The sequence below is a fragment of the Stenotrophomonas sp. FR012 genome (assembly GCF_047520565.2).
Classification (GTDB): domain Bacteria; phylum Pseudomonadota; class Gammaproteobacteria; order Xanthomonadales; family Xanthomonadaceae; genus Stenotrophomonas; species Stenotrophomonas sepilia.
This window is the reverse complement of record NZ_JAXBQL020000006.1, coordinates 199,130-220,661: the sequence shown is the minus strand read 5'-3', so window position 1 is coordinate 220,661 and position 21,532 is coordinate 199,130. Positions and strand designations below refer to the sequence as shown.

21 protein-coding genes and 2 riboswitches are annotated in these 21,532 nt (G+C 67.9%); of the genes, 16 read left to right on the top strand and 5 right to left on the bottom strand.

The features are described from left to right. The first annotated feature begins 118 nt into the window (after window positions 1-118). A complete protein-coding gene (locus ACM0O9_RS12455; protein ID WP_061478148.1) occupies window positions 119-730 on the top strand; it encodes a DUF6445 family protein in 612 nt (203 codons plus the stop codon). A gap of 69 nt (window positions 731-799) precedes the next feature. On the opposite strand, the gene ACM0O9_RS12450 is transcribed toward ACM0O9_RS12455, so the two are convergent. Both ACM0O9_RS12450 and ACM0O9_RS12445 read right to left on the bottom strand, forming a co-directional pair. Next, entirely contained in the window at window positions 800-1,960 is a 1,161-nt protein-coding gene (locus ACM0O9_RS12450) for a serine hydrolase domain-containing protein (RefSeq protein ID WP_235649056.1), read from the bottom strand. A gap of 68 nt (window positions 1,961-2,028) precedes the next feature. After that, the gene (locus ACM0O9_RS12445) at window positions 2,029-2,952 is read right to left on the bottom strand and encodes an aspartyl protease family protein (protein ID WP_005419669.1); all 924 of its coding nucleotides are present in this window, start codon (window positions 2,950-2,952) and stop codon (window positions 2,029-2,031) included. 106 nt (window positions 2,953-3,058) lie between these two features. On the opposite strand from ACM0O9_RS12445, the gene ACM0O9_RS12440 reads away from it, so the two are divergent. The 6 genes from ACM0O9_RS12440 to ACM0O9_RS12415 all read left to right on the top strand — a co-directional run bounded on the left by ACM0O9_RS12440 (window position 3,059) and on the right by ACM0O9_RS12415 (window position 8,218). Next, on the top strand, window positions 3,059-3,766 hold the full coding sequence (locus ACM0O9_RS12440) for a response regulator (RefSeq protein ID WP_065178812.1): 708 nt from the start codon (window positions 3,059-3,061) through the stop codon (window positions 3,764-3,766). Window positions 3,767-3,798: 32 nt separating this feature from the next. Next, a complete protein-coding gene (locus tag ACM0O9_RS12435; protein ID WP_065178811.1) occupies window positions 3,799-5,097 on the top strand; it encodes a sensor histidine kinase in 1,299 nt (432 codons plus the stop codon). Window positions 5,098-5,168: 71 nt separating this feature from the next. Then, window positions 5,169-5,669: a MarR family winged helix-turn-helix transcriptional regulator gene (locus tag ACM0O9_RS12430; protein WP_065178810.1), complete on the top strand. Its 501-nt coding sequence runs from the start codon at window positions 5,169-5,171 to the stop codon at window positions 5,667-5,669. Further along, complete coding sequence (locus tag ACM0O9_RS12425; RefSeq protein ID WP_065178809.1) at window positions 5,666-6,406, top strand: DNA alkylation repair protein; 741 nt, start codon at window positions 5,666-5,668, stop codon at window positions 6,404-6,406. Before ACM0O9_RS12430 ends, ACM0O9_RS12425 begins: the two co-directional genes overlap by 4 nt. 185 nt (window positions 6,407-6,591) lie before the next feature. Beyond that, window positions 6,592-6,849, top strand: a complete 258-nt coding sequence (locus ACM0O9_RS12420; protein ID WP_005419663.1) for a hypothetical protein — start codon at window positions 6,592-6,594, stop codon at window positions 6,847-6,849. Window positions 6,850-7,144: 295 nt separating this feature from the next. Next, on the top strand, window positions 7,145-8,218 hold the full coding sequence (locus tag ACM0O9_RS12415) for a 3-deoxy-7-phosphoheptulonate synthase (protein ID WP_235649057.1): 1,074 nt from the start codon (window positions 7,145-7,147) through the stop codon (window positions 8,216-8,218). Between the two features lie 248 nt (window positions 8,219-8,466). Here the strand turns inward: ACM0O9_RS12415 and ACM0O9_RS12410 are convergent, their stop codons facing one another. After that, entirely contained in the window at window positions 8,467-9,084 is a 618-nt protein-coding gene (locus ACM0O9_RS12410; protein ID WP_005419661.1) for a trimeric intracellular cation channel family protein, read from the bottom strand. Window positions 9,085-9,168: 84 nt separating this feature from the next. Beyond that, a riboswitch (glycine riboswitch) is annotated at window positions 9,169-9,272 on the bottom strand. Between the two features lie 13 nt (window positions 9,273-9,285). After that, window positions 9,286-9,375: riboswitch (glycine riboswitch) on the bottom strand. Window positions 9,376-9,425: 50 nt separating this feature from the next. On the opposite strand from ACM0O9_RS12410, the gene ACM0O9_RS12405 reads away from it, so the two are divergent. From ACM0O9_RS12405 to ACM0O9_RS12395, 3 genes are all read left to right on the top strand, one after another. Next, window positions 9,426-9,692 (top strand): GIY-YIG nuclease family protein, encoded by a 267-nt coding sequence (locus ACM0O9_RS12405; protein ID WP_005419660.1) that lies wholly within the window; start codon window positions 9,426-9,428, stop codon window positions 9,690-9,692. 71 nt (window positions 9,693-9,763) lie between these two features. Then, complete coding sequence (locus ACM0O9_RS12400) at window positions 9,764-10,195, top strand: nuclear transport factor 2 family protein (protein ID WP_065196847.1); 432 nt, start codon at window positions 9,764-9,766, stop codon at window positions 10,193-10,195. Window positions 10,196-10,198: 3 nt separating this feature from the next. Then, a complete protein-coding gene (locus tag ACM0O9_RS12395; protein WP_065178806.1) occupies window positions 10,199-10,651 on the top strand; it encodes a hypothetical protein in 453 nt (150 codons plus the stop codon). An 80-nt stretch (window positions 10,652-10,731) separates the two neighbouring features. Here the strand turns inward: ACM0O9_RS12395 and ACM0O9_RS12390 are convergent, their stop codons facing one another. Then, a complete protein-coding gene (locus ACM0O9_RS12390) occupies window positions 10,732-12,012 on the bottom strand; it encodes an NAD(P)/FAD-dependent oxidoreductase (RefSeq protein WP_065178805.1) in 1,281 nt (426 codons plus the stop codon). Between the two features lie 123 nt (window positions 12,013-12,135). Between ACM0O9_RS12390 and ACM0O9_RS12385 the strand changes: the two genes are divergently transcribed. Beyond that, window positions 12,136-12,915, top strand: coding sequence for an NYN domain-containing protein (locus tag ACM0O9_RS12385; RefSeq protein ID WP_049470953.1), 780 nt, complete (start codon window positions 12,136-12,138; stop codon window positions 12,913-12,915). Between the two features lie 111 nt (window positions 12,916-13,026). Then, entirely contained in the window at window positions 13,027-13,647 is a 621-nt protein-coding gene (locus ACM0O9_RS12380; RefSeq protein ID WP_005419650.1) for a glutathione S-transferase family protein, read from the top strand. 96 nt (window positions 13,648-13,743) lie between these two features. Here the strand turns inward: ACM0O9_RS12380 and ACM0O9_RS12375 are convergent, their stop codons facing one another. Beyond that, window positions 13,744-15,921, bottom strand: coding sequence for a primosomal protein N' (locus ACM0O9_RS12375; RefSeq protein ID WP_414603854.1), 2,178 nt, complete (start codon window positions 15,919-15,921; stop codon window positions 13,744-13,746). Between the two features lie 412 nt (window positions 15,922-16,333). On the opposite strand from ACM0O9_RS12375, the gene ACM0O9_RS12370 reads away from it, so the two are divergent. From ACM0O9_RS12370 to sppA, 4 genes are all read left to right on the top strand, one after another. After that, window positions 16,334-17,338 carry a hypothetical protein gene (locus ACM0O9_RS12370; protein ID WP_095378171.1) on the top strand — a complete coding sequence of 335 codons (1,005 nt, stop codon included), beginning with the start codon at window positions 16,334-16,336 and terminating at the stop codon, window positions 17,336-17,338. Beyond that, complete coding sequence (locus tag ACM0O9_RS12365; RefSeq protein ID WP_032954564.1) at window positions 17,331-17,912, top strand: DUF3106 domain-containing protein; 582 nt, start codon at window positions 17,331-17,333, stop codon at window positions 17,910-17,912. The genes ACM0O9_RS12370 and ACM0O9_RS12365 overlap by 8 nt, the downstream gene beginning before the upstream one ends. Before the next feature lie 206 nt (window positions 17,913-18,118). Further along, on the top strand, window positions 18,119-19,483 hold the full coding sequence (locus tag ACM0O9_RS12360; protein ID WP_005419642.1) for an MATE family efflux transporter: 1,365 nt from the start codon (window positions 18,119-18,121) through the stop codon (window positions 19,481-19,483). Between the two features lie 115 nt (window positions 19,484-19,598). Then, window positions 19,599-21,521: a signal peptide peptidase SppA gene (gene sppA / locus ACM0O9_RS12355; RefSeq protein ID WP_061478137.1), complete on the top strand. Its 1,923-nt coding sequence runs from the start codon at window positions 19,599-19,601 to the stop codon at window positions 21,519-21,521. Window positions 21,522-21,532 lie beyond the last annotated feature (11 nt).

The window sequence follows — 21,532 nt, the reverse complement described above, 5'->3', positions numbered from 1 at the left end:
GTTGCCGGCCTCGGTCGGCACGCCTTCCCGATGTGATGTAAGGAAGAACCCCGCCGCAAGGCGGGGTTTTTCGTTGCCCGGTTGCCGTCGCCGCAGTGCATCGCTACGCTCGGTGACCATGCCTACTTCGTTCATCGTCGTTGACGACTTCCTTTCTCCCGCCGATGCGCAGGGGTTGCGCCAGGCGGCACTGGGCCTGGACTATCCCGTCCAGGAGGGCGCATTCCCCGGCCGCAATTCACAGCAGCGGCTGGAGTTGGAGGGACTGTCCGGTGCGGTCTCGCGACTGGTCAACGAACCGCTGCGGCCGGTCAACCCGCTGCAGTCGCACGGCAAGTTCCGCCTTACCCTCGCCGGCGACATCGGCCGCGCCAAGGTACACGCCGACCACTCGCACTGGTCGGGCATTCTCTACCTGAGTGCACCGGAGCACTGCGAGGGCGGCACCGAGTTCTTCCGCCATCGCCGTACCGGCACCGAGCGCATGGCCCTGGACGCGGCGGAGCTGGCCGCATTGGGCTACGCCAACGGCGGCGACATGCATCGCGACATCATCGAGCGCGACAGCAACGACGACAGCCAGTGGGAAATGACCATGCGCATTCCGATGCGCTTCAACCGGCTGGTGCTGCTGCGGCCCTGGTTCTGGCACACCGCCGGGCCAGCGTTCGGTGATCGACCGGAGAATGGCCGGCTGGTGTACCTGATGTTCTTCGAGCAGGCCCGCTGAGGAGTGCCATCCACGCATGGCGTGGATGCTCCCCCTGGCCGCGTTCGCCATGCAGGCGTCATCGCACCCTCATTCGACGAATACCTTCGCCGCGCCATACTCCCACTGCCACGGCACGCCGGTATCGCCCAGTACGAATGCCACCAGTGCCGGGAACGCAGCTTCCGCCCGTACATCGTTGCCCAGGATCACCACGCAGCGTCTGTACCGTTCGATGCACACCAGCGTGTTGCCGACCGCATCGTCGTGGCCACCCTTGTAGAAGCCTGCGCCCTGCGGGCCGCGGAACGTCACCACGCCCAGGCCTGAGGCCAGATCCTTGCGTTGCTGCGCCACGGGCAGCTCTGGCTGCAGCGTGGGGAACTGGCTGGCGGTGGTGATCGGCAGCTGCGGCCGCACCAGTTCCCTGCGCATTGCAGGCGACAGCCCATCGCCGCGGACATAGCCGGCGGCGAAGCGCGCCATGTCGGCGATGGTGGTATCCATCGAACCGGCCGCACGCACGCGGCTGCGTTCATCGTGCGGCTCGGCCGTGCCTTCCGCCGTCCAGCCATCGGCCAGGTTGGCGGCGAAATCCTCACGCCACATCATGCTGGTGCGGACCATGCCGAAGCGGTCGAATACCTGCCGCTGCATCAATGCACCCACGTCCTGGCCAAGCCGTCCACGCTCGATCACGAACTGCAACAGGATCAGCCCTTCGCCGGAATACCCATAACGACTGCCCGGATCGAAGTGGAACTTCAGGCGGCCATCGGGTTCCAGGAACCCGAAGTTGGCAAAGCCACTGGAATGGTTGAGCAGCAGGCGCGGAGTGAGCTGGCGCCAGCGCGCATCATCGGCCAGTACGCTGTAGTCGGCGTACTTCTTCGGCTCCGGCGGGTAGTCCGGCAGCGGCTTGTCCAGCGCCGTGGCGATGCTGGCGTCCAGCTCGATCCGTGCGTCCTGGGCAAGCTGTGCGACCAGGTGGCCGAACGCCATCTTGGTCAGCGAGGCGGCGTACATCACGGTATCGGTGCGCAGCGGCTCGCCTGCGGCGTTGCGTTCGCCGTAGGCGGCCACGTGTACCACCTTGCCGCCATCGATCACCGCCAGCGCCATCCCGCGCGCATGGGCCGCCTGCATCAGCCGCTGTGCTCCGGCATCGATGCGCGCGGGCGAGGGTAGCGGCGGCGCGGCCAGCACGGCCGGCGGGAGCAGCGTCAGCAACAGCAGGACAGCACGGCGCATGCGTGGAACTCCTGGCGGGACGTGGCGCGATGCTACGCCTGCCAGCTCCCGCCGTCATGCGCCAGACGTCAGCCGGGTCGGCGCAGGCAGATCCGCGCGGCACCCGCACCGATGTCCACCTGGCCACCGCGCATCGCGTCGGCACCGAGGATCAAGGCCGGTCGCGCCTCCAGGCCGATCGCCCTGAACACCGGCAGTTCGCTGATCCGGACCTCCATCGGCGGGTGCTGCCAGTTGCCGCCGGTCATGCCGGGCAGGGTGTACAGCCAGGTTGCCTGTGCACCGCCACCCAGCCCCTCGGTGCCCTCTTCACGTGCACGCACCCGAGCATCGCTGCCGTCGGTGCGCAGGCCCAGTGCGCGGGCTGCTTCGGCGTTGAGGACGGTCTGCGCGGCACCGGTGTCGACCACGGCGATGGCGTCCACGCCGGGCGTACCCAAGGCAAGCGTGATGAAGCCGAACTGGCGCAGGCCGTCATCGCGGCCGGGCAGCGCATTGGGTTGGCAACCCGGTCCTTCCAGGTCCAAGCCGCCGGGTGTCCACAGCGCCAGTTGATTGCGGCCGAAGTCCCAACGGGTGTCCCAGCGCCCGGTCAGGTCGTTGCCGATCAAGCCGTCAATGGCCGGATCATCGCCCTTCGCCAGCGATGACAGGTCGACCTGCATGCCGCTGGCCTTCAATTGCCAGCTGCCCAGCTGCCACGCTGTGCTGCGCATGCGCTGCAACCGCGCCGCCTTCGCGCTCGCGCCCTGGGCCTGCGACACTGCCGCTTCCGCATCCTGCAAACCGTAGCGCCGCACTACGCGTGCATCGACCAGGGTTGCCCCGGCGGCACTGTCGACCACGAAGCGCAGCGGCTCTGAACGCCCGTCCAGCGAGACGGCCACTGCCGGATGACCGCCCTGCATCCACATCGGCAGGACGTGCTCGGCGGCATCGGAGGCGAGCGCCGGCAAGGGGATGGCGAACAGGGGCAGCAGGAACAGGCGCAAGGGGAGACTCCGCAGTGATCGTGGGCGACCATTGGCGCGCAGCGGCGTATCACCGCGATATCGGCGTTGATACCGTCCTGATACACAGGTGCGGGATACTGGGGCAATGAACACTCCCATCCGCGTCATCGTCGTCGATGACGATGCCAGCATTCGTGACGCCATCGCCGACCACCTGCTGCTGCACGGCTACCAGGTGCGTGTGGCGGCGGATGCAACAGCGCTGGACGTGTTGCTGCAGGTTGAACGTCCTGACCTGATCATCCTCGACTGGATGATGCCCGGTGAGGACGGCCTGTCGGTATGCCGCCGGCTGCAGGCGCGGGCGATCCCGATCCTGATGCTGTCGGCGATGGGGGCCGCGCCGGATCGCGTGATCGGCCTGGAGATGGGCGCGGACGACTACCTGGCCAAGCCGTTTGACCCGCGCGAGCTGTTGGCGCGGGTTCGCGCGCTGATGCGCAGGCAGGACAAGCTGCGCGCACAGGTGGCCAGCGAGCTGCGGTTTGATGGCTGGCGATTGCTGCCTGACCAGCGTCGCCTGTTCGCGCCGGATGGCGCCGAACTGGTGCTGAGCCGCGGTGAATTCTCCCTGCTGCTGGCACTGGCTGAACGTCCCGGGCGGGTGCTGGCGCGCGAACAGCTGCTGCAGTTGAGTCGCGGAGAAGCCAGTGACAGCGTGGACCGTGCCGTCGACCTTGCGATCAGCCGCCTGCGCCGCAAGCTCGGGCAGGCCGCGTCCGGCGCTGAAGCCCTTGTGCAGACACTGCGTGGCGAAGGGTACCGCTTCAACGCGGAGGTAGGGGTGTTGTGAGCAGCCGGTGGTCAACCACCCGCTGGATCGCGATGCTGGCCTTGGCCAGCCTGCTGCTGGCAACCCTGGTCAGCGTGGCGGTAGTGGGGTGGATGCCCCGGCCCGCGCCGCCACCGATGCGGCTGGACCATGCGATGCAGGTGCTGCGTGGGGAACAGGCGCCGGCGCCACTGGGATTGCATATGTCGACGCAGGACGCGCCACCCCGGGGCAGCGCCAGTGACTGGCTCACCCAGTTGGCGGCGCTGCAGATGGACCTGCCGGCCAGGAATGTACGCCTGGTGTGGACGGGGCAGGGCAGGGCGCCCGATGTGCAGGTCATCGAGGGTGGCGCGGTACTGGACGCCTCCGCTCGTGCTGGCGTGCTGAAATCGCAGGCCGCGTTGCTGACCGCCATGCAGTGGCCGCCGTTCGAACTGGGGATGCGGCAAGCCGATGGCCGATGGCGGGTGGTCGGCAGCGACCACAGTGAACTGGCGGCCTGGCGCCGCCAGGTGATGCTCGCCCTGCTGGGCGGTGCGATCCTGCTGGCCCCTCTGGCGGCGTGGGCGTCGATCCGGTTGGGGCGCCCGCTGCGACGCCTGGCTGAAGCCAGCGCACGGGTCGACCTGCAGGCCGAAACGCCATTGCCTGATGACGGTCCACGCGAAGTGCAGGTACTGGCCACAGCGATCAGCACCGGTCGCGAACGTCTGCGCGCCCAGGCACGGGACATGACCCATATGCTGGCGGCCGTGGCGCATGACCTGCGCACGCCCCTGACCGGCCTGCGCCTGCGCGCGGAGTTCGCTCCCGCGCCACAGGCCGCCAGGATGGTGGCAGACATCGAGCGCATGGATACGATGATCGAGCAGGTGCTCGACTACGCACGCGGTGAGCTGCAGCCGTTGCAGATGCGGATGGTGGATCTTTCAGCGCTGCTGGAGGACTGCGTGCAGGCGGCGCTGCTGCGCGGGGTCGACATTTCCCTTCAGGGCCCGGATACGTTGCCGTGGCATGGCGATGCGCTGCTGCTCCGACGCGCGGTCGACAATCTCATCGACAACGCCGAGCGCTACGCGGGCGCCGTGGAGCTGTGGGTCGCCATGGCGGGGGATGGAGTGCAGCTGGACGTGATGGACCGCGGCCCTGGCATCGCCGAGATCGATCGCGCACGCCTGCTGCAACCGTTCCAGCGCAGCGAGGGCTCGCGTAGCCGCGCCACCGGGGGCGCCGGACTTGGACTGGCCGTGGCTGCCAACGTGGCGAAGCGCCACGCGGGCGAACTTCAGCTGTTGCACCGCGAGGGCGGGGGGCTGATCGCGCGGCTGCTGCTGGGACGCACTTCCTGAGTCAACTCCGATTTGCTTCCACTGGCCACTCCTCCATATGATTAGGTGCCTAATCATTCAGTGAGGAAAGGATGATCGAAGCCAAGCATCAGGCGTTGCTGGAGGAAGCGCAGCGGCGCGGCCACGCCAACATCGCGCAGCTGCGCCTGTGCTTCCAGCTGCTCTCGTTGTCCTCGTCGATCGATCGCGACTGCGCTGCACGGTTGGCACCGCACGGGCTCAGCGAGGGTCGCTTCATCGTGCTGTTCCTGCTGCACGGGGCCGGCGGCGCACTGGCGCCGCACGCGCTGGCCGAGCGCGCTGGCGTGACCCGGGCCACCATCAGCGGCCTGCTCGATGGCCTGCAGCGCGAAGGCCTGCTGCAGCGTCGCAGCGATGACGAGGATGGCCGTCGTCTGCAGATCGTGTTGACCGCACCGGGCAAGCGTTTGGCCGAGTCGCTGTTCGAGCGGCACACACAATGGATCAGCGGCCTGTTCAACGGCCTGGATGCTGATGAACGGCAGCAGCTGTCACAACTGCTGCACAAGGTCTGGCAGCACACGGACACCGGGCGGGAAGCCTCCGCATGAGCACGCCCATTCCCGCGGAACGGCTGCGTGCACTCAACAGCGGTGGTGCCGCTGCCACGCATCTGGCCGAATGCCTGGCAGTGGATTTCGCCGCGCTGTTGCAGGGGGTGGCACCTGTGCTCGAGCCGGAAGCGCTGCAATGTATGCGCGACGCCTCCGGCAAGGGCATCACCCAGCGCATGGCGCTGGCGGCGCGGTTGCTGCACGAATCCGGGCAGGGTGATCCCGCGCACTGGCAGGCACACGCATCAGACACCGTGCGTGGCTGGGCCTGCTACCTGATTGGCAGCGATGCCGGCGCGGCGCTGCCGGCCAAGCTGCGGGCGATGCGTCCGCTGGCTGACGACCCGCACTTCGGCGTGCGCGAATGGGCATGGCTGGCGCTGCGCAGCGACATCGTTGCCGCACCGTTGCAGGCGCTTGAGTACCTGCAGGTGTGGACGCAGGAAGCATCGCCTTACCTGCGCCGCTTCGCCTGCGAAGCGCTGCGCCCACGAGGCGTGTGGTCCACGCATATCGCGCTGTTCAAGCAGCATCCAGAACTCGCGTTGCCGATGCTGGAAGCAATGGCCAACGACCCGGAGCGCTACGTGCAGGACTCGGTCGGGAACTGGCTCAACGATGCCGGCAAGACTCGCCCGCAGTGGCTGCGTGAGCTGTGCGCACGATGGCAACAGCAGCACCCTGGCGATGCCAATGCCTACATCCGCAAACGCGCCATGCGCTCGTTGCGGTAGTGCCGGCCGCTGGCCGGCAACCTCATCAACCTCAAGGAAGGCCTTCCATGTCCTACACCCTCATCGAGCTCTACACCGCTCTGGCCACCTTGTAACAGCGCCTCCGGAGGCGCATGGCACATGCGTCTGTCACCCGGACGCGGTAAACAGGACATTGCCCATGTCCATCCGCAGGGAAGTTGATCATGCAGAGCACGCTCCAGGTAACGCTGTACGGCCCGCAGGGCGATACGCCGGCACTGCAGCTGCCGCAGATGGAAGGGCCCTCGGTGGCCATCCCGGAAGCGGTACTGCGCCGGCTGGTGTCCGATCTCTACACCACCCGTTCCCTGCTCAATCCCGAGCAGCTGGACGAGGCCCGGCAGGAGCTGGACCGCGTGCTGGAGCGCTGGGCCGACATCCACGAAGGCCTGCTGCTGGACGTGGAAGTGCATGGCAGATGAGCGACGTTGCACAGCTGCCACCACGTGCGCTGCGCAGTCAGGCGCATCACTGAACCGCGCCCCCAGTTGCGGATGAAACATTTTGCACTGCGCAAAAGCTGTGCTATCAATAGATCCCATGAACGCAGCCGCTACCCGCTTTTACTGGTATTACTTTCCGAAGCCACTGGCGGAGGAAGGACTGCGCTCACCCTGAAGAAAGCTTCAGACGCATTCCCGAAAGCCGCCAGCGAACCTGGCGGCTTTTTTCATGCCGCCACGCTGGGGACCCCCAACGTTCCGGAGATCTCCTGCAATGCCCCCGCACACCGACGACCTGCGTATCCGCACCATCGAACCGCTGACACCGCCCGCCCAGCTGCTGGCGATGCTGCCCTGTGACGATGAGGCTTCCGACACCGTCAGCGCCTCGCGCGCGGCCCTGCACCAGATCCTGCACGGCCGTGACGACCGCCTGGCGGTGGTGGTGGGCCCGTGCTCGATCCACGACCCGAAGGCCGCCATCGAGTACGCCCAGCGCCTGAAGCCGCTGCGCGACGCGCTGGCTGGCGAGCTGGAAATCGTCATGCGCGTGTACTTCGAGAAGCCGCGCACCACGGTGGGCTGGAAGGGCCTGATCAACGACCCGGACCTGGACGGCAGCTTCAGGATCGACAAGGGCCTGCGCATCGCCCGTGGCCTCCTGCGCGACATCAACAAGCTCGGCCTGCCGGCCGGTGTTGAATTCCTCGATGTGATCTCGCCGCAGTACATCGCCGACCTGGTGGCATGGGGCGCGATCGGCGCACGCACCACCGAAAGCCAGGTGCATCGCGAGCTGGCTTCGGGGCTGTCGTGCCCCGTCGGCTTCAAGAACGGCACCGATGGCAACGTGAAGATCGCCGCCGACGCGGTGGGTGCGGCATCCAACCCGCATCATTTCCTGTCGGTCACCAAGCAGGGTGGCACTGCCATCGTGTCGACCACCGGCAACCCGGATTGCCATGTGATCCTGCGCGGTGGCAAGCAACCGAACTACGACGCTGGCAGCGTGGCTGAGGCCTGCCAGGTGCTGGCCAAGGCCAAGCTGCCGGCGCGCCTGATGATCGATGCCAGCCATGCCAACAGCCTGAAGACCCCCGAGAACCAGCCGAAGGTGATCGACGACATCGCCGCTCAGATGGAAGACGGCGAACAGCGCATCGTGGGCGTGATGATCGAGAGCCATCTGGTTGGTGGCCGCCAGGAACTGGTGGAAGGCCAGCCGCTGGTCTACGGGCAGAGCATCACCGATGGCTGCATCGACTGGGACACCACCGTGACGGTGCTGGAGCGACTGGCTGCGGCCGTGCGCGCCCGTCGCGACGTGAAGGTGTCCGAAGCCGCCTGAGTGCGGCACGTGTGTGGATGGCGGCCAGCGCCTGCGGGGGTGCGGCCGCGATCAGGGCCGGCCGGAGTTGGAGACCGGCCCATCTGCACCGGCGATGCGCCTGGCGCTGCGCATGAGCGACAGCGCCAGGTACATCGCCGGGGTGGTGATGCCGATATTTGTAGCGTCGAGCCATGCTCGACGTGCGCGCGACGCGCGTTGGCTTCCTGCAAAGCGCAGTCGAGCATGGCTCGACGCTACGAAGAGGCTCAATGCACTTCGTCGTGGTACACGAACTTCGGCATTTCCCAGCGATAGTGGATCGCCAGCAGGCGCAGCGCGAAGCCGCCGCCCAGGCAGCACAGGATCGCGGTGGCGTCGGCCACGCCCCAGTGCAGCAGCAACAGATACGCCGCGCCGGTCAGCAGCGCGATGATCGCGTACAGCTCCTTCTGGAAGATCAGCGGCACCTCGTTGCAGAGGATGTCGCGCAGCACGCCGCCGAACGCGCCGGTCAGCATGCCGGCGATCAGCACGATCGGCATCGCATGGCCGGCCTCGCGCGCGATCGAGCAGCCGATCAGGGTGAAGGCGATCAGGCCCAGGCCATCGAGCACCAGGAAGGTGCGCCGGAAGTGGTGCATCCAGCGCGCCACCCAGGTGGCGATCAGCGCCGCGCACACGGTGAAACCCAGGTACTCGGGATGCTTCACCCAGCCCAGCGGATAGTGGCCGAGCAGGATGTCGCGCAGCGAGCCGCCCCCGAGGGCGGTGACGCAGGCGATCATGACCACACCGAACAGGTCCATGCGGCGGCGGCCGGCAGACAGTGCACCGGTCATGGCTTCGGCGGAAATGGCAACCAGGTAGATGATGGACAGCAGCATGGAACAGGCTCCGGGCGCGGTGGGGCCGGCCATGCGCAACTGCCACCACTGCCTGCGCAATGACGGGATGACGATGACCGGTGCCGCTCCCGCTGTCCTTTTGCCTGAGAGTTCAGCGGCGTTGGCCGCGTGCCCCTTCGGCGGATCGTCCCGGGCGTGCCCGGTGACCTCTCTCCAGCTCGGCGAGTCGAATGCATGGTTGGTGGGATTCCAGCCCACCGGCCTGAGCGATCATGGGAGCCTGCGCCTTCGGCGGGCGCCAGCGCGGCGCCACTCTCCTGCATTCGGGCGCCAGTATATCCGCTGCAGTGCAGCACGGTGCAGCACGGCATAATCCGGGCATGGCCCCGTCCCTCCGCCCGTGGTTTCTGTACCTGCTCGAATGCCGCGATGGCAGCTATTACGCCGGCATCAGCACCGACGTGGATGCGCGTTTCGCCGCCCACCAGGCCGGCAAGGGCGCGCGCTACACCCGGGCTCGGCCACCGCTGCGCGTGCTGGCCGTGCGCGAATACCCGGACCGGGCCGCCGCCTCGCGGGCCGAGTGGCAACTCAAGCAGCAGCCGCGCGAACGCAAGCTGGCCTGGCTGCAGGCGCCGGTCCTGTAGATCCACGCCACGCGTGGATGGGCTGCCCGGCCCATGCGATGATCGCCCCGCGCCCAGAGCTGGAGACCCGGATGTCCACGATCGCCCTGCTGTTTGCTCTTTCCGCAGCAACGAGCCCTGCCGCCGAGCCGGCCACGATCGCGGCCATCGAAGCCACCTGCCATGACTACGTCGATGGCCAGCTGGAGGCGGACCCACAGCGCGTCGCCCGTTCCCTGCACCCGGACCTGGCCAAGCGCGCTGTGCTCGGCGATACACCCGACGAACGCCTGGGCCTGCGCCGGATGTCGAAGGAAGAACTGGTCTCGCTGACGAAGCAGGGCGCGTTGAAGACCCCGAAGGATCAATGGGATCGTCGCTGCACGGTGCTGGACGTGACCGGCAACGCGGCCTCGGTGCGGCTGGAGACCCCGTGGTTCGTCGATTACTTCCACATGGGGCGCTTCGACCAGCGCTGGGTCATCGTCAACGCGTTGTGGTATCCAAAGCCGAAGGCACAGTGAGCGATGCGTGCCGCCGGCAAAGCATGGATCTCCGTCGTCGTGCTGGTCGCCGGCATCGCGCTGCTGCCTGGCCTGCTGTACCTGCTCGGGCTGGCATTGGCAGGCGGTCGGCCGACGCCGGCCGACCGTGCGCCCAGTGGTGTGGCTGCGTGTAGCAGCGAGCCACGGGCGGGATACCAGCCGATGAACCCCTGGCGCTTTACCGCCCAGTTCTTCGACAAGGACGCGATGAAGAAGGTGCCTGAAGTGGAGCGGGAGGCCTTCTGGATTGCCCGGCGCTACCTGTGGCGGCAACCGCAGCGCGGCATGCTGCGCTGGCATCTCAGCAGTACCGCACTGACGATCTGGATCACCCGGCATTGGAGTGCCGCGCAGATTGCCGACACCGCGAGGAAGGAGGACTTCTGCCGGACCTGGTCGAAACGGCGGGTGCCCGGTGGCCCGATGAACCAGTAGATCCACGCCATGCGTGGAGGGTGTTGACCGGGTCAGAGCCCTTCCCTGTGGAAAGGGATCCGACCCCGTTGCGTGCAGCCCTACCGCCTCGGCCGCCGGTCATCCTGGTCATCACCGAAGATGATCCGCGCACTGCGCTGGTAGCTCCAGTACGCGACTGCCCAGTTCAGCAGCACCACGATGCGGTTGCGGAAGCCGATCAGGAAGAACACGTGCGCGGCCAGCCAGAACCACCAGGCCAGCACGCCGGAAAGCTGCAGCCGGCCCAGGTGCACGATCGCGGCCATGCGGCCGATGGTGGCCAGGTTGCCGTAGTCGGCGTACTTGAACGGGCCGGGCTCGGGCTTGCCGTGCAGGCGCGCGCGGATCACCTCGGCCACGTACTTGCCCATCTGCTTGGCGGCCGGTGCCACCCCGGGTACCGGCTTGCCGTCGGCCTGGCTCAGTGCGGCCAGGTCGCCGGCCACGAACAGCTCCGGGTGACCGGGCAGGGTCAGGTCCGGTTGCACCGGCACGCGTCCGGCGCGGTCCAGTGGCACGTCCAGCGTGCGCGCCAGCGGTGAAGCGGCCACGCCGGCGGCCCAGACCACGGTGCGCGCCGGTACGAACTGTTCGCCGAGCTTGAAGCCCTGGCTGTCGATGTCGCTCACCGGGGTACCGGTCAGCACTTCCACGCCCAGCTTTTCCAGTTGGCGGCGCGCCTTCAGCGAAAGCACATCCGGGAACGAGGACAGCACGCGGGGCCCAGCCTCGACCAGCCGCACCCTGGCGCTGGCCGGGTCGATGTGGCGGAATTCGTTGCGCAGCGTGTGGCGCGCGATCTCGGCCAGGGTGCCGGCCAGTTCGACGCCGGTGGGACCACCGCCGACGATGGCGAAACTCAGCCACGCCGCCTTCTTCGCCGGGTCCGGTTCGGCCTCGGCGCGTTCGAACGCCAGCAGCAGCTTGCGGCGCAGCGCGATGGCATCGTCCAGCGTCTTCAGGCCGGGCGCATCATCGGCCCACTGATCGTTGCCGAAGTAGGCGTGGGTGGCGCCGGTGGCCAGCAGCAGGCTGTCGTAGTCCAGCGTGCTGCCATCGGCCATGCGGATCTGCCGCGCCCGCTTGTCGATGGCCACCACTTCGCCGAGGCGGACTTCCACATTGCGCTGGTGGCCGAGGATGTGGCGCAGCGGTGCGGCGATATCCGGCGCGGACAGGCCGGCGGTGGCCACCTGGTACAGCAGCGGCTGGAACAGGTGATGGTTGCGGCGATCGACCAGGGTGATGCGTATGCGCTCGCGGGCCAGGGCACGGGTGGCCCAGAGACCGGCAAAACCGCCGCCGACAACGACCAGGTGGGGAACGCGCTCGCGACTCATCGACTCACTCCAGTGGGGGCATCGGGGGAAGCGCCTGGCATCTTCGCACGGCGGCCACCTGTCACGTCAGCGCCTGCCCGGATCGGCGATACTCGGGTTCAGGCAACGGCCCGTGAGGAGCCCATGAGCGAACCGGAAAAGCGCATCGCCCTGTTGATCGACGCCGACAATGCGCCGGCCTCGAAGATCGACGAGGTCCTGGCGGAAGTCGCCCGCTACGGCGTGGCCAACGTGCGCCGTGCCTACGGCAACTGGAAGAGCCCGCGACTGAAAGGGTGGGAAGCGGTGCTGCATGAGTATGCGATCCGACCGATCCAGCAGTTCGCCTACAGCAAGGGCAAGAACGCTTCGGACATGGCGATGGTGATCGATGCCATGGACCTGCTGTACGCGCGCAACCTTGATGGCTTCGCCATCGTCTCCAGCGATGCGGACTTCACCCCGATGGTGATGCGCCTGCTGACCGATGGCGTGAAGGTATATGGCTTCGGCGAGAAGAAGACGCCCGAGCCATTCGTCAATGCGTGCTCGAAGTTCACCTACCTGGAGGCACTGGGGCAGACCCATGCCAGCGTGCCCGATGCCGAACAGGCGTCCAGCGAGCAGGCCTCGAACGAGCCGGTGGCCAACGACGATGCGCGTCCACGCAAGAGCGGTGCGGAAATGCGCAGTGACACCCGGCTGGTGAAGATGCTGCGCCGTGCGGTGTCCGCGGCCGAGGGTGAGGATGGCTGGTCGCACCTCGGCCCGGTCGGCAGCCAGATCGGCAACCAGGCCTCGTTCGATCCGCGCAACTATGGCTACGGCAAGCTCAGCGACCTGCTGGCGGCGATCGGCCTGTTCGAGCTGAAGAAGGACGGCAAGTCGTCCTACGTGCGCGCGCTGCCAAAAAAGAACAGGTAGTGCCTGCTGCTGGCCGGCAATGCCCGGATGCCAGATCCCGCATCCGGCACGCACATCTCCACCCGATCAGGCGTATCGTTGCCGCTCGCATTGCCAGCAAGGAAAACCCGCATGTTGAAGATCTGGGGCCGCCGCAATTCCAGCAACGTCCGCAAGGTACTGTGGTGCGCCGAGGAAATCGGCCTGCCGTACGAATCCATCGAAGTCGGTGGCAGCCATGGTGGTACGCAGACCCCGGAGTACCAGGCGATGAATCCCAACGGCCTGGTGCCGGTGATCGAAGACCACGGCTTGCCGCTGTGGGAATCGAACACCATCGTGCGCTACCTGAGCGCCCGCTATGCACTGGGCACCCTGTACGCTGAGGACCCGATGGAACGCGCCCAGGCCGAGAAGTGGATGGACTGGAGCACGTCGCGGATGGCGCCGCTGTACAGCGACCTGGTCTGGGGCATCATGCGCACCGCGCCGGCCGACCGCGATGAAGCGCGGATCAATGCCGCCATCGTGCGCGCCGGTGACTACCTGGCGATGGCCGACGCTACCCTGGCCAGGCAGCCGTGGCTGTCGGGCGAGAAGTTCGCGATGGGCGACATCCCGCTGGGCTCGCTGGTCTACGCCTGGTACGAGCTGCCGATCCAGCGACCGGAGCTGCCGCATCTGGCTGACTGGTATGCGCGGCTGCGTGAGCGCCCGGCCTACCAGCGCGGCGTGATGTCGCCGCTGACGTAAGCGAAGGCGTCCGGGGTCAGAGCCCTTTTCTGCGAAAAGGGATCCGACCCCAGGGCATCGGGGTCGGATCCCACCCGACGGGTGGGCTCTGACCCCTCAATACAGGTCCGTTGGATCCACATCCAGCGACCAGCGCACCTTGCGTGCTTCCGGCAGCGCATACAGCTGCGGAACCAGCTGCGCGAGCACGCCATGCAAGGGTGGCCGCTGCGGCGCCGACAGCAGCAGCTGTGTGCGCTGGTAGCCCGCGCGCCGCGGCATCGGCGCCGGCATCGGGCCGTACGCCTCCACCACGTTCTGCTCGCCCAGCAACTGCCGCGCAGCCAGCAGGAACGCATTGGCGTGCTCGACCTGCTGCGCTTCGGCGCGCATCAGCGCCAGGTGCGCGAACGGGGGGAACCCTGCGGCTTGCCGCTGGTTCAACTCGGCCTGCGCGAACGGGTGGTAGCCACCGCTCACCAGGGTTTCCAGCAGCGGGTGACCAGGGTGATGGGTCTGCAGCCAGACCTCGCCGGGGTCACGCGCACGTCCTGCACGACCGGCCACCTGGATCAGCTGCTGCGCCAGCTTCTCGCTGGCGCGGAAGTCGGCGGAGAACAGGCCTTCGTCGATGCCGACCACCACCACCAGGGTCAGCTTCGGCAGGTCGTGGCCCTTGGCCAGGATCTGCGTGCCGACCAGGATGCCGGGCTGGTCGCCCAGTTTCGCCAGCTGCTGCTCCAGCGCATCGCGGCGTGAGGTGGTGCCACGGTCGATGCGCACCACCGGGAAATCGGCGAAGGCGGCGGTGAGGTGTTCTTCCAGGCGTTCGGTGCCGATGCCCTGCGGCTGCAGCGCCAGGCTGCCGCAGGCCGGGCATGCCAACGGCGCCGGTTGGCGCGCGCCACAGTGGTGGCATTGCAGGCGTCGGCCGCCGCCATGCACGGTCATCGGCGCATCGCAGCGCTGGCACGGCGCGGTCCACCCGCAGTCGTGGCACAGCAGCACCGGTGCGTAGCCACGGCGGTTCTTGAACACCAGCACCTGCTGGCCACGCTGCAGGTGTTCGCCGATGCCAGCCAGCACATCGGCCGAGAGGCCATCGTGCAGCGGCCGCTTGCGTACATCGAGGATGCGCACGCGCGGTGGCCGCGCATCGCCGGCGCGCTGCTTCAGGCGCAGGTGCGTGTAGCGCCCGGCGTAGGCGTTGTGCAGCGTTTCCAGTGAAGGGGTGGCGCTGCCGAGCAGCACCGGAATGCCCAGCGCCTTGGCGCGCACCAGAGCGAAATCGCGCGCGTGGTAACGGATGCCGTCCTGCTGCTTGTAGCTGCCGTCGTGTTCCTCGTCGACGATCAGCAGGCCGGCCTGCGGCAATGGCGTGAAAACCGCTGAGCGGGTGCCGACGATGACCCGCGCTTCGCCTCGGGAGGCGGCCGCCCAGACGCGCGCGCGCTCGTTGTCGTTCAACCCCGAATGCAAGGCGTGCACGGCGATGCCCAGGCGGCCGCGGAAACGTGCCAGGGTCTGCGGGGTCAGGCCGATTTCCGGTACCAGCACCAGCGCCTGCCTGCCCTGCGCCAGGCAATGGATGATCGCCTGCAGGTAGACCTCGGTCTTGCCGCTGCCGGTCACGCCGTCCAGCAGGAACGGCTGGAAGCCGTCGGCAGCGTTGATCGCAGCCACCGCCCCGGCCTGGTCCGGGTTGAGCGTGGGGCCGGGCAGCGGCTGCGCATGCTGCGGTGCCACCGTCATCGCCACGCGCTCGGCCAGCTCGCGCTTGGCCAGGCTGCGTGAAGCGGTGCGCCAGTCGGCCATGCGTTCGCCGAGCACGTCCTCATCCACGATCGCTCCTGCCAGCAGCTCGGCCAGCTGCCGCGGACGGCTTCCGGCGCGCAGCTTTTCGCGCTGGGCGTGGCCTTCGGTGGTCAGCTGCCAACCCCAGTGGTGGGTGTCGGGCAGGGCCTCGCCATGGCGCAGCGGGCCGGGCAGGGCGGTGCTCAGCACCTCGCCCAGTGGCGCATGGGTGTAGCGCGCCAGCCACTGCAGGCTCTGCCAGAGTTCGCCCTGCAGCAGCGGCTGCCGGTCGCACCAGGCCAGCGCCTGGCGCAGTCCCTGGCCGTCGTCGGTCTGGCCGTGGCCGGCCACCACGCCGACCAGCTCGCGGTTGCCGAACGGCACCTTCAGGCGGCAGCCGACCGCGGCCGTGGGGCCATCGCCCTCCGGCGACAGGTAGTCGAACAGGCGGGGCAGGGGGACGGGCAGGGCGACCTGCAGGGTCGGAATGGGCGAAAGCATCGGGCCAGTGTAACGGGCCATGCGCGCGCGAATGGCAGGGGGCAGACGTGCCCGGGCACGGCCGTTGAATCATAAATGTCACCTAAATATCGGTGTCCATTGGAGATTCAGGCTTATCCACATGTTCTGTGGATAACGTTGTGCGTTACCGGTCGACGGCAACCCAGGAGGCCGATGGCGACGAGCTCACGCTTGGGTTGGTCAAAAAATAGCCACACTTGAAAGGCATTCAAAATCAATAACTTGAGTGTGAAACATTGCTGAAACAGAGTGAATTCAGCTGCATGCCGCAATTTCCCGCGCGGGGAGCGTGGTGCTGTGCACAACCTGCAGCACGAAGTGCCTGTGGGCGCAAGTCCTACGGGTGCCGATGGGCTGCCGCTATCATGCCGGCAGACCTTTGGAGTGACCGATGACGGCTGTGCCCGCCCCTGTTTCCTCGACCGCGGCCGGCGCGCTGTCGGCGTTCCTGCGTGGCGTCGAACGCCGCGCCCTGGTGGTGGCTGAACTGCAGTGCGGCGATGCCGCGCGTGCCGAGCAGACCCTGGTGGCAGTGATGCGCGCGTTTGCAGCGGTCGCCAGCGACCTGCCGATGGCGCAATGGCCGACCCGCTTCTGGACCCTGCTGGGCCAGCGCCAGGCGCTGCGCGAGCCGGCGGGCGGGCAGTGGGCGCCGTCGTTGGCCGCGTTGGGCGCGATGCCGCCACTTCCACGACTGGCGCTGCTGCTGCGGGTGGGCGGCAGCCTGGACGAGGGCATCGCCATGCGCGTGCTCGACCAGGACGAGGCCGGTTACCAGCACCTGCTGGCCGATGCCTGCCCGCGTGATGCCCAGGGCCGGCCCGATGCCGTGGCCTGGCGCCAGTTGGCCGAGCAGGTACAGACCCGTGTCCGTGACCTGCCGGCCGCACGCCTGCAGCAACTGCAGCAGCCGGCCGCACCCACCACCCACAATGAAGCACCGGCCTCCAGCTGGCGCGCACCGCAGCGGGACGAGCGTGCGGCCGCCAACGGCAAGCGCCGCCGCGCGAATGCCAGGCCGCGCTGGCGCGGTCCGCTGATCCTGCTGGTGACCGTGGCGGTACTGCTGGCCGCCGCGCTGGGGTGGCGCCACCTGCAGGGACATTCGTTCGGCAGCGATGCACCCTTGCCGGAGGGCGTGGTGGGCGAAGCCGGTCCGGTGACCGTGGAAGCCCTGCCACCGAGCAAGGTGGACGCCACACCGGACGCGGGCCAGGCGCAAGCCAATGATGACGCAGCGATGCTGGCAGATCGCGACTACCCGCTGGTCGCCGATGCCGACCTGTACGCGTGGACTGCCGCGGGCGGCCCGCTGCCGGTGGATGAATCGCAAGCCAAGCCGAGCCGGCCGGAGCCGGCCAGTGCCACGCTGGAAACGGCTGCCGCCGATGAATAAGTCCGTGCTCGCCAGCCTGCTGCTGGCCCTGCCGCTGTCGCTGTCCGCCGCACCGCAGCCGTTGAGCGTGCCGTTGCCGCCACCGGTTCCGGGCAGTTCGCCGGCCACGCCGGCGTCGGCCGCTGCAACAGCACCTGCCGAATTCGCTCAGCTGGATACGCAGCAGCAGCGACAGCGCCGTGCCGACTACGCCGCCTGGCGCGCATTGCCGGAAGCAGAGCGCGAGCGCATCCGTCAGGCGGCTGCGCGCTTCAATTCGCTGCCGGCCGATCAACAGCAGCGCATGCGGCAGCAATTCCAGGCGCAGGATCAGGCGTTCCGCGCCGGATGGCGGCTGGGCCCGCAGCTGGGCCTGGAATTCCCCAAGCTGCACGGACTGTTCGGATTCGTGCCACCGGAGCAACGCGAGACCGCGCTGGCCGTGCTGCGCCAGCTCAACCCGGCGCAGCTGGCCCAGCTGGCCCTGGTCGCGCAGCGCACGCCGCCGCAGGAACGCGACACGGTACGCAGCGCCTTCCTCGCCGTGCCCGCCGCCGAGCGCGACAGCTGGCTAAAGCGCCAGGCCGGCCAGTAGAAAAGGGGACGGAGGGGATTAAGTCGTATCAGGCCAGTCAGTGCCGAATGCGACTTAATCCCCTCCGTCCCCTTTTTGCTTGGGGCGGCTGAAACCCAGCATTCACGCCATGTCATGGGAATGCAGGCGCCGCCCGCGTAAGATGGGCGCCCGCAACCCGGTGCCTGTGCCCTTCGCGCGCAACCGCAGTTCGCGTCAAGCACCTTATGTCTACTGCAACCTCCACGCCGCGCTTCAGCAAGGAAGTCGGCGCCACCGGTCTGCTCGCCCTGCCGCTCGTGCTGGGCCATGTGTCCACCGGTCTGATCTCCTTCGTCGACAACGTGATTGCCGGCCACCACGCTACGGCGACCCTTGCCGCAGTCACCATCGGTACGGCGTTGTTGTGGCTGCCAATGCTGATTCCGATCGGCACCCTGATCTCGCTCACCGCTTCGGTGTCGCAGCTGCACGGCGCCGGCCGCGAGCGCGAGATCGGCCCGCTGTTCCGCCAGGCACTGTGGCTGGCGCTGGGGCTGGGGCTGATCATGTTCACCTTCCTCACCGTGGTGCCGCCGCTGCTGCCGGCCTTCGGCATCGCGCCGGACATCGTGCCGGGGGCGACCGCGTTCCTGCATGCGGTGCGCTGGGGTGGCCCGGCGCTGACCCTGTACTTCTGCATGCGTTATCTCAGCGAGGGCATGCACTGGACGCTGCCGACCATGCTGCTCGGCTTCGGTGGCCTGCTGGTGCTGGCACCGATGGGCTACGTGCTGGCCAATGGCAAGCTCGGCTTCCCGGAGTTGGGGGCCGAGGGCCTGGGCATCGCTTCGGCGGTGATGATGTGGCTGCAGGCGACCGCATTCGCTCTGTATCTGTGGCGGACCAAGCGCTTCGCCCATCTGCAGCTGTTCTCGCACTTCGAGGGACCGCGCTGGAAGGCGATCTGGGAGCTGCTGCGCACCGGCCTGCCGATCGGCATCACCGTGCTGATGGAAGGCGGCCTGTTCATCGTCACCGCCTTGCTGATCGGCCGCCTGGGTGCCAATGAAGCGGCGGCACACCAGATCGCGATCAACGTCGCGCAGCTGTGCTTCATGATCCCGATGGGCGTGGCCGAGGCCACCACCGTGCGCGTCGGCCATGCGGTCGGCCGTGGTGACGGCTTCGGCGTGCGGCGTGCGGCGTGGGCCGGTTACGCGATCATCATGGGCACGCAGACGTTGTCAGCGGCGGTGCTGCTGTTCGGCCACGATGCCATCGTCGGTGTGTACACCAACGACCTGGCAGTGGCCGGCCTGGCCTCGACCCTGCTGCTGTACGCGGCCACCTTCCAGTTCCCGGACGGCATCCAGGTGCTGTCGGCGGGTGCGCTGCGCGGCCTCAAGGACACCCGCGTGCCGATGTTCATCGCCATGTTCGCGTACTGGGGCCTGGGCATGCCGCTCGGCGCCGGGCTCGGCCTGGGGCTGGGCATGGGCCCGCAGGGCATGTGGATCGGCCTGATCGTCGGCCTGACCGCCGCTGCCATCCTGATGGGCTGGCGCCTGCGCCGCAGCAGCCAGCGCATCGGGCAGTCCGCGCTGTCCTGATCGTCCTGCCCGCCATGCCGACCCATGGCGGGCGATCCCCTGACTTGTGTCCGATGCCGCATCACGCGGCACCGGCTATGCTGGTACCACGGCAAGAAGCCATCCGGAGCGTTCCATGAATCAACCCGTGCCCCCGCTGCCCCCGGCGCGTCGCAACCCCGTCGCCAGTTTCTTCATCGGGCTGTGGGACGTCATGAACTTCACCCGCCGGTTGATCCTCAACCTGGTGTTCTTCGGCCTGCTGTTCCTGCTGCTGGTGATGTTCGTCATCGCCGCCGGCATGGGCGCCGGTGCCAGCAAGTCACTGCAGGACCGCACCACTCTGGTGATCGCGCCGGAGGGCCGCCTGGTCGAGCAGTTCAGTGCCGATCCGGTCAGCCGCGCACTCGCCAAGGCCGTGGGTGACAACGGTGCCGAAGAGATCCAGCTGCGCGACCTGCTGCGGGTGATCGAGTCGGCCAAGGACGACAAGAAGATCGAGCGCGTGGTGCTGGAGCTTGACAAGCTGCAGCCGTCCGGCTTCGCTTCGCTGCGTGAAGTGGCCGCCGCGCTGCAGGATCTGCGCGCTTCCGGCAAGCAGCTGGTGGCCTACAGCGAGAGCATGGGCCAGTCGCAGTACCTGCTGGCCGCGCAGGCCGACGAGGTCTACCTGGACCCGATGGGTTCGGTCGTGCTCGAAGGCCTCGGCCGCTACCGCCAGTACTTCCGCACCGGCCTGCAGGACAAGCTGGGCGTGGACGTGCACCTGTTCAAGGTGGGCGAGTACAAGTCCGCGGCCGAACCGTACGTGCTTGACGCCGCGTCGCCGGCCTCCAAGGAAGCCGACCTGTTCTGGATGAACGATGTGTGGCAGCGCTACCTGGGCGACATCGCCAAGGCGCGCCGCCTGGATCCGGCGCAGCTGGCTGCCGGCATCGACACGCTGCCGGAAGGCATTGCCGCCGCCGGTGGCGACCTGGCCAAGTTCGCGCTGCAGCAGAAGCTGGTGACCGCGCTGAAGACCCGCGAGGAATTCGAGGATCTGATGATCGAGCGCGGCGTGGCCGACGAAGACGCCGACGGTGGTTTCCGCAACGTCGACTTCGGCCGTTACCTGGCCCTGCTCGACGCCCGCCGCAACCCGGTGGACTCGCGTCCGCAGGTGGCCGTGGTGGTGGCTGCCGGCGAGATCAGCGGTGGCGACCTGCCGGCCGGCCGCATCGGCGGCGAGTCGACCTCAGCGCTGTTGCGCGCCGCGCGCGACGACGACAACGTGAAGGCCGTGGTGCTGCGCGTCGATTCGCCGGGCGGTGAGGTATTCGCCTCCGAGCAGATTCGCCGTGAAGTTGTGGCGCTGCAGGCTGCCGGCAAGCCGGTGGTGGTGTCGATGGGCGACCTGGCTGCCTCCGGTGGCTACTGGATCAGCATGAATGCCGATCGCATCTACGCCGATCCGTCGACCATCACCGGTTCGATCGGCATCTTCGGCATGGTGCCGAACTTCAGCCGCGCGCTGGACAAGATCGGCGTGCACACCGATGGTGTCGGCACCACCCGTTTCGCCGGTGCATTCGATGTCACCCGCCCGATGGATCCGGCCGTGGGCCAGGTCATCCAGTCGGTGATCAACAAGGGCTACGCCGACTTCACCGGCCGCGTCGCCGACGCCCGCAAGAAGCCGGTCGAGGCGGTGGACGAGGTGGCCCGCGGCCGCGTGTGGAGCGGTGCGCAGGCCAAGGAACGCGGCCTGGTCGATGCCTTCGGTGGCCTGAAGGATGCCGTGGCCGACGCTGCCAGCCGTGCCAAGCTGGGCAAGGCCGACGCTTATCGCGTGCGCTACATCGAGAAGGCGGCCACGCCGTTCGCACAGTTCGTCAGCGGTTTCGCTGGCAGTCGTGCCGGTGCCTGGATGCTGTCCGATTCGGGCATGGCGCGGATGATGCTGGCACGCACGATGCCGGAAGTGGACACTCAGTTGCGCTTCGTCGAGAACGCGGCCCGCGAAAAGGGCAACGGCGCACCGGTGAAGGCGCTGGCGTACTGCTTCTGCGGGTTCTGACCGGCAACGCT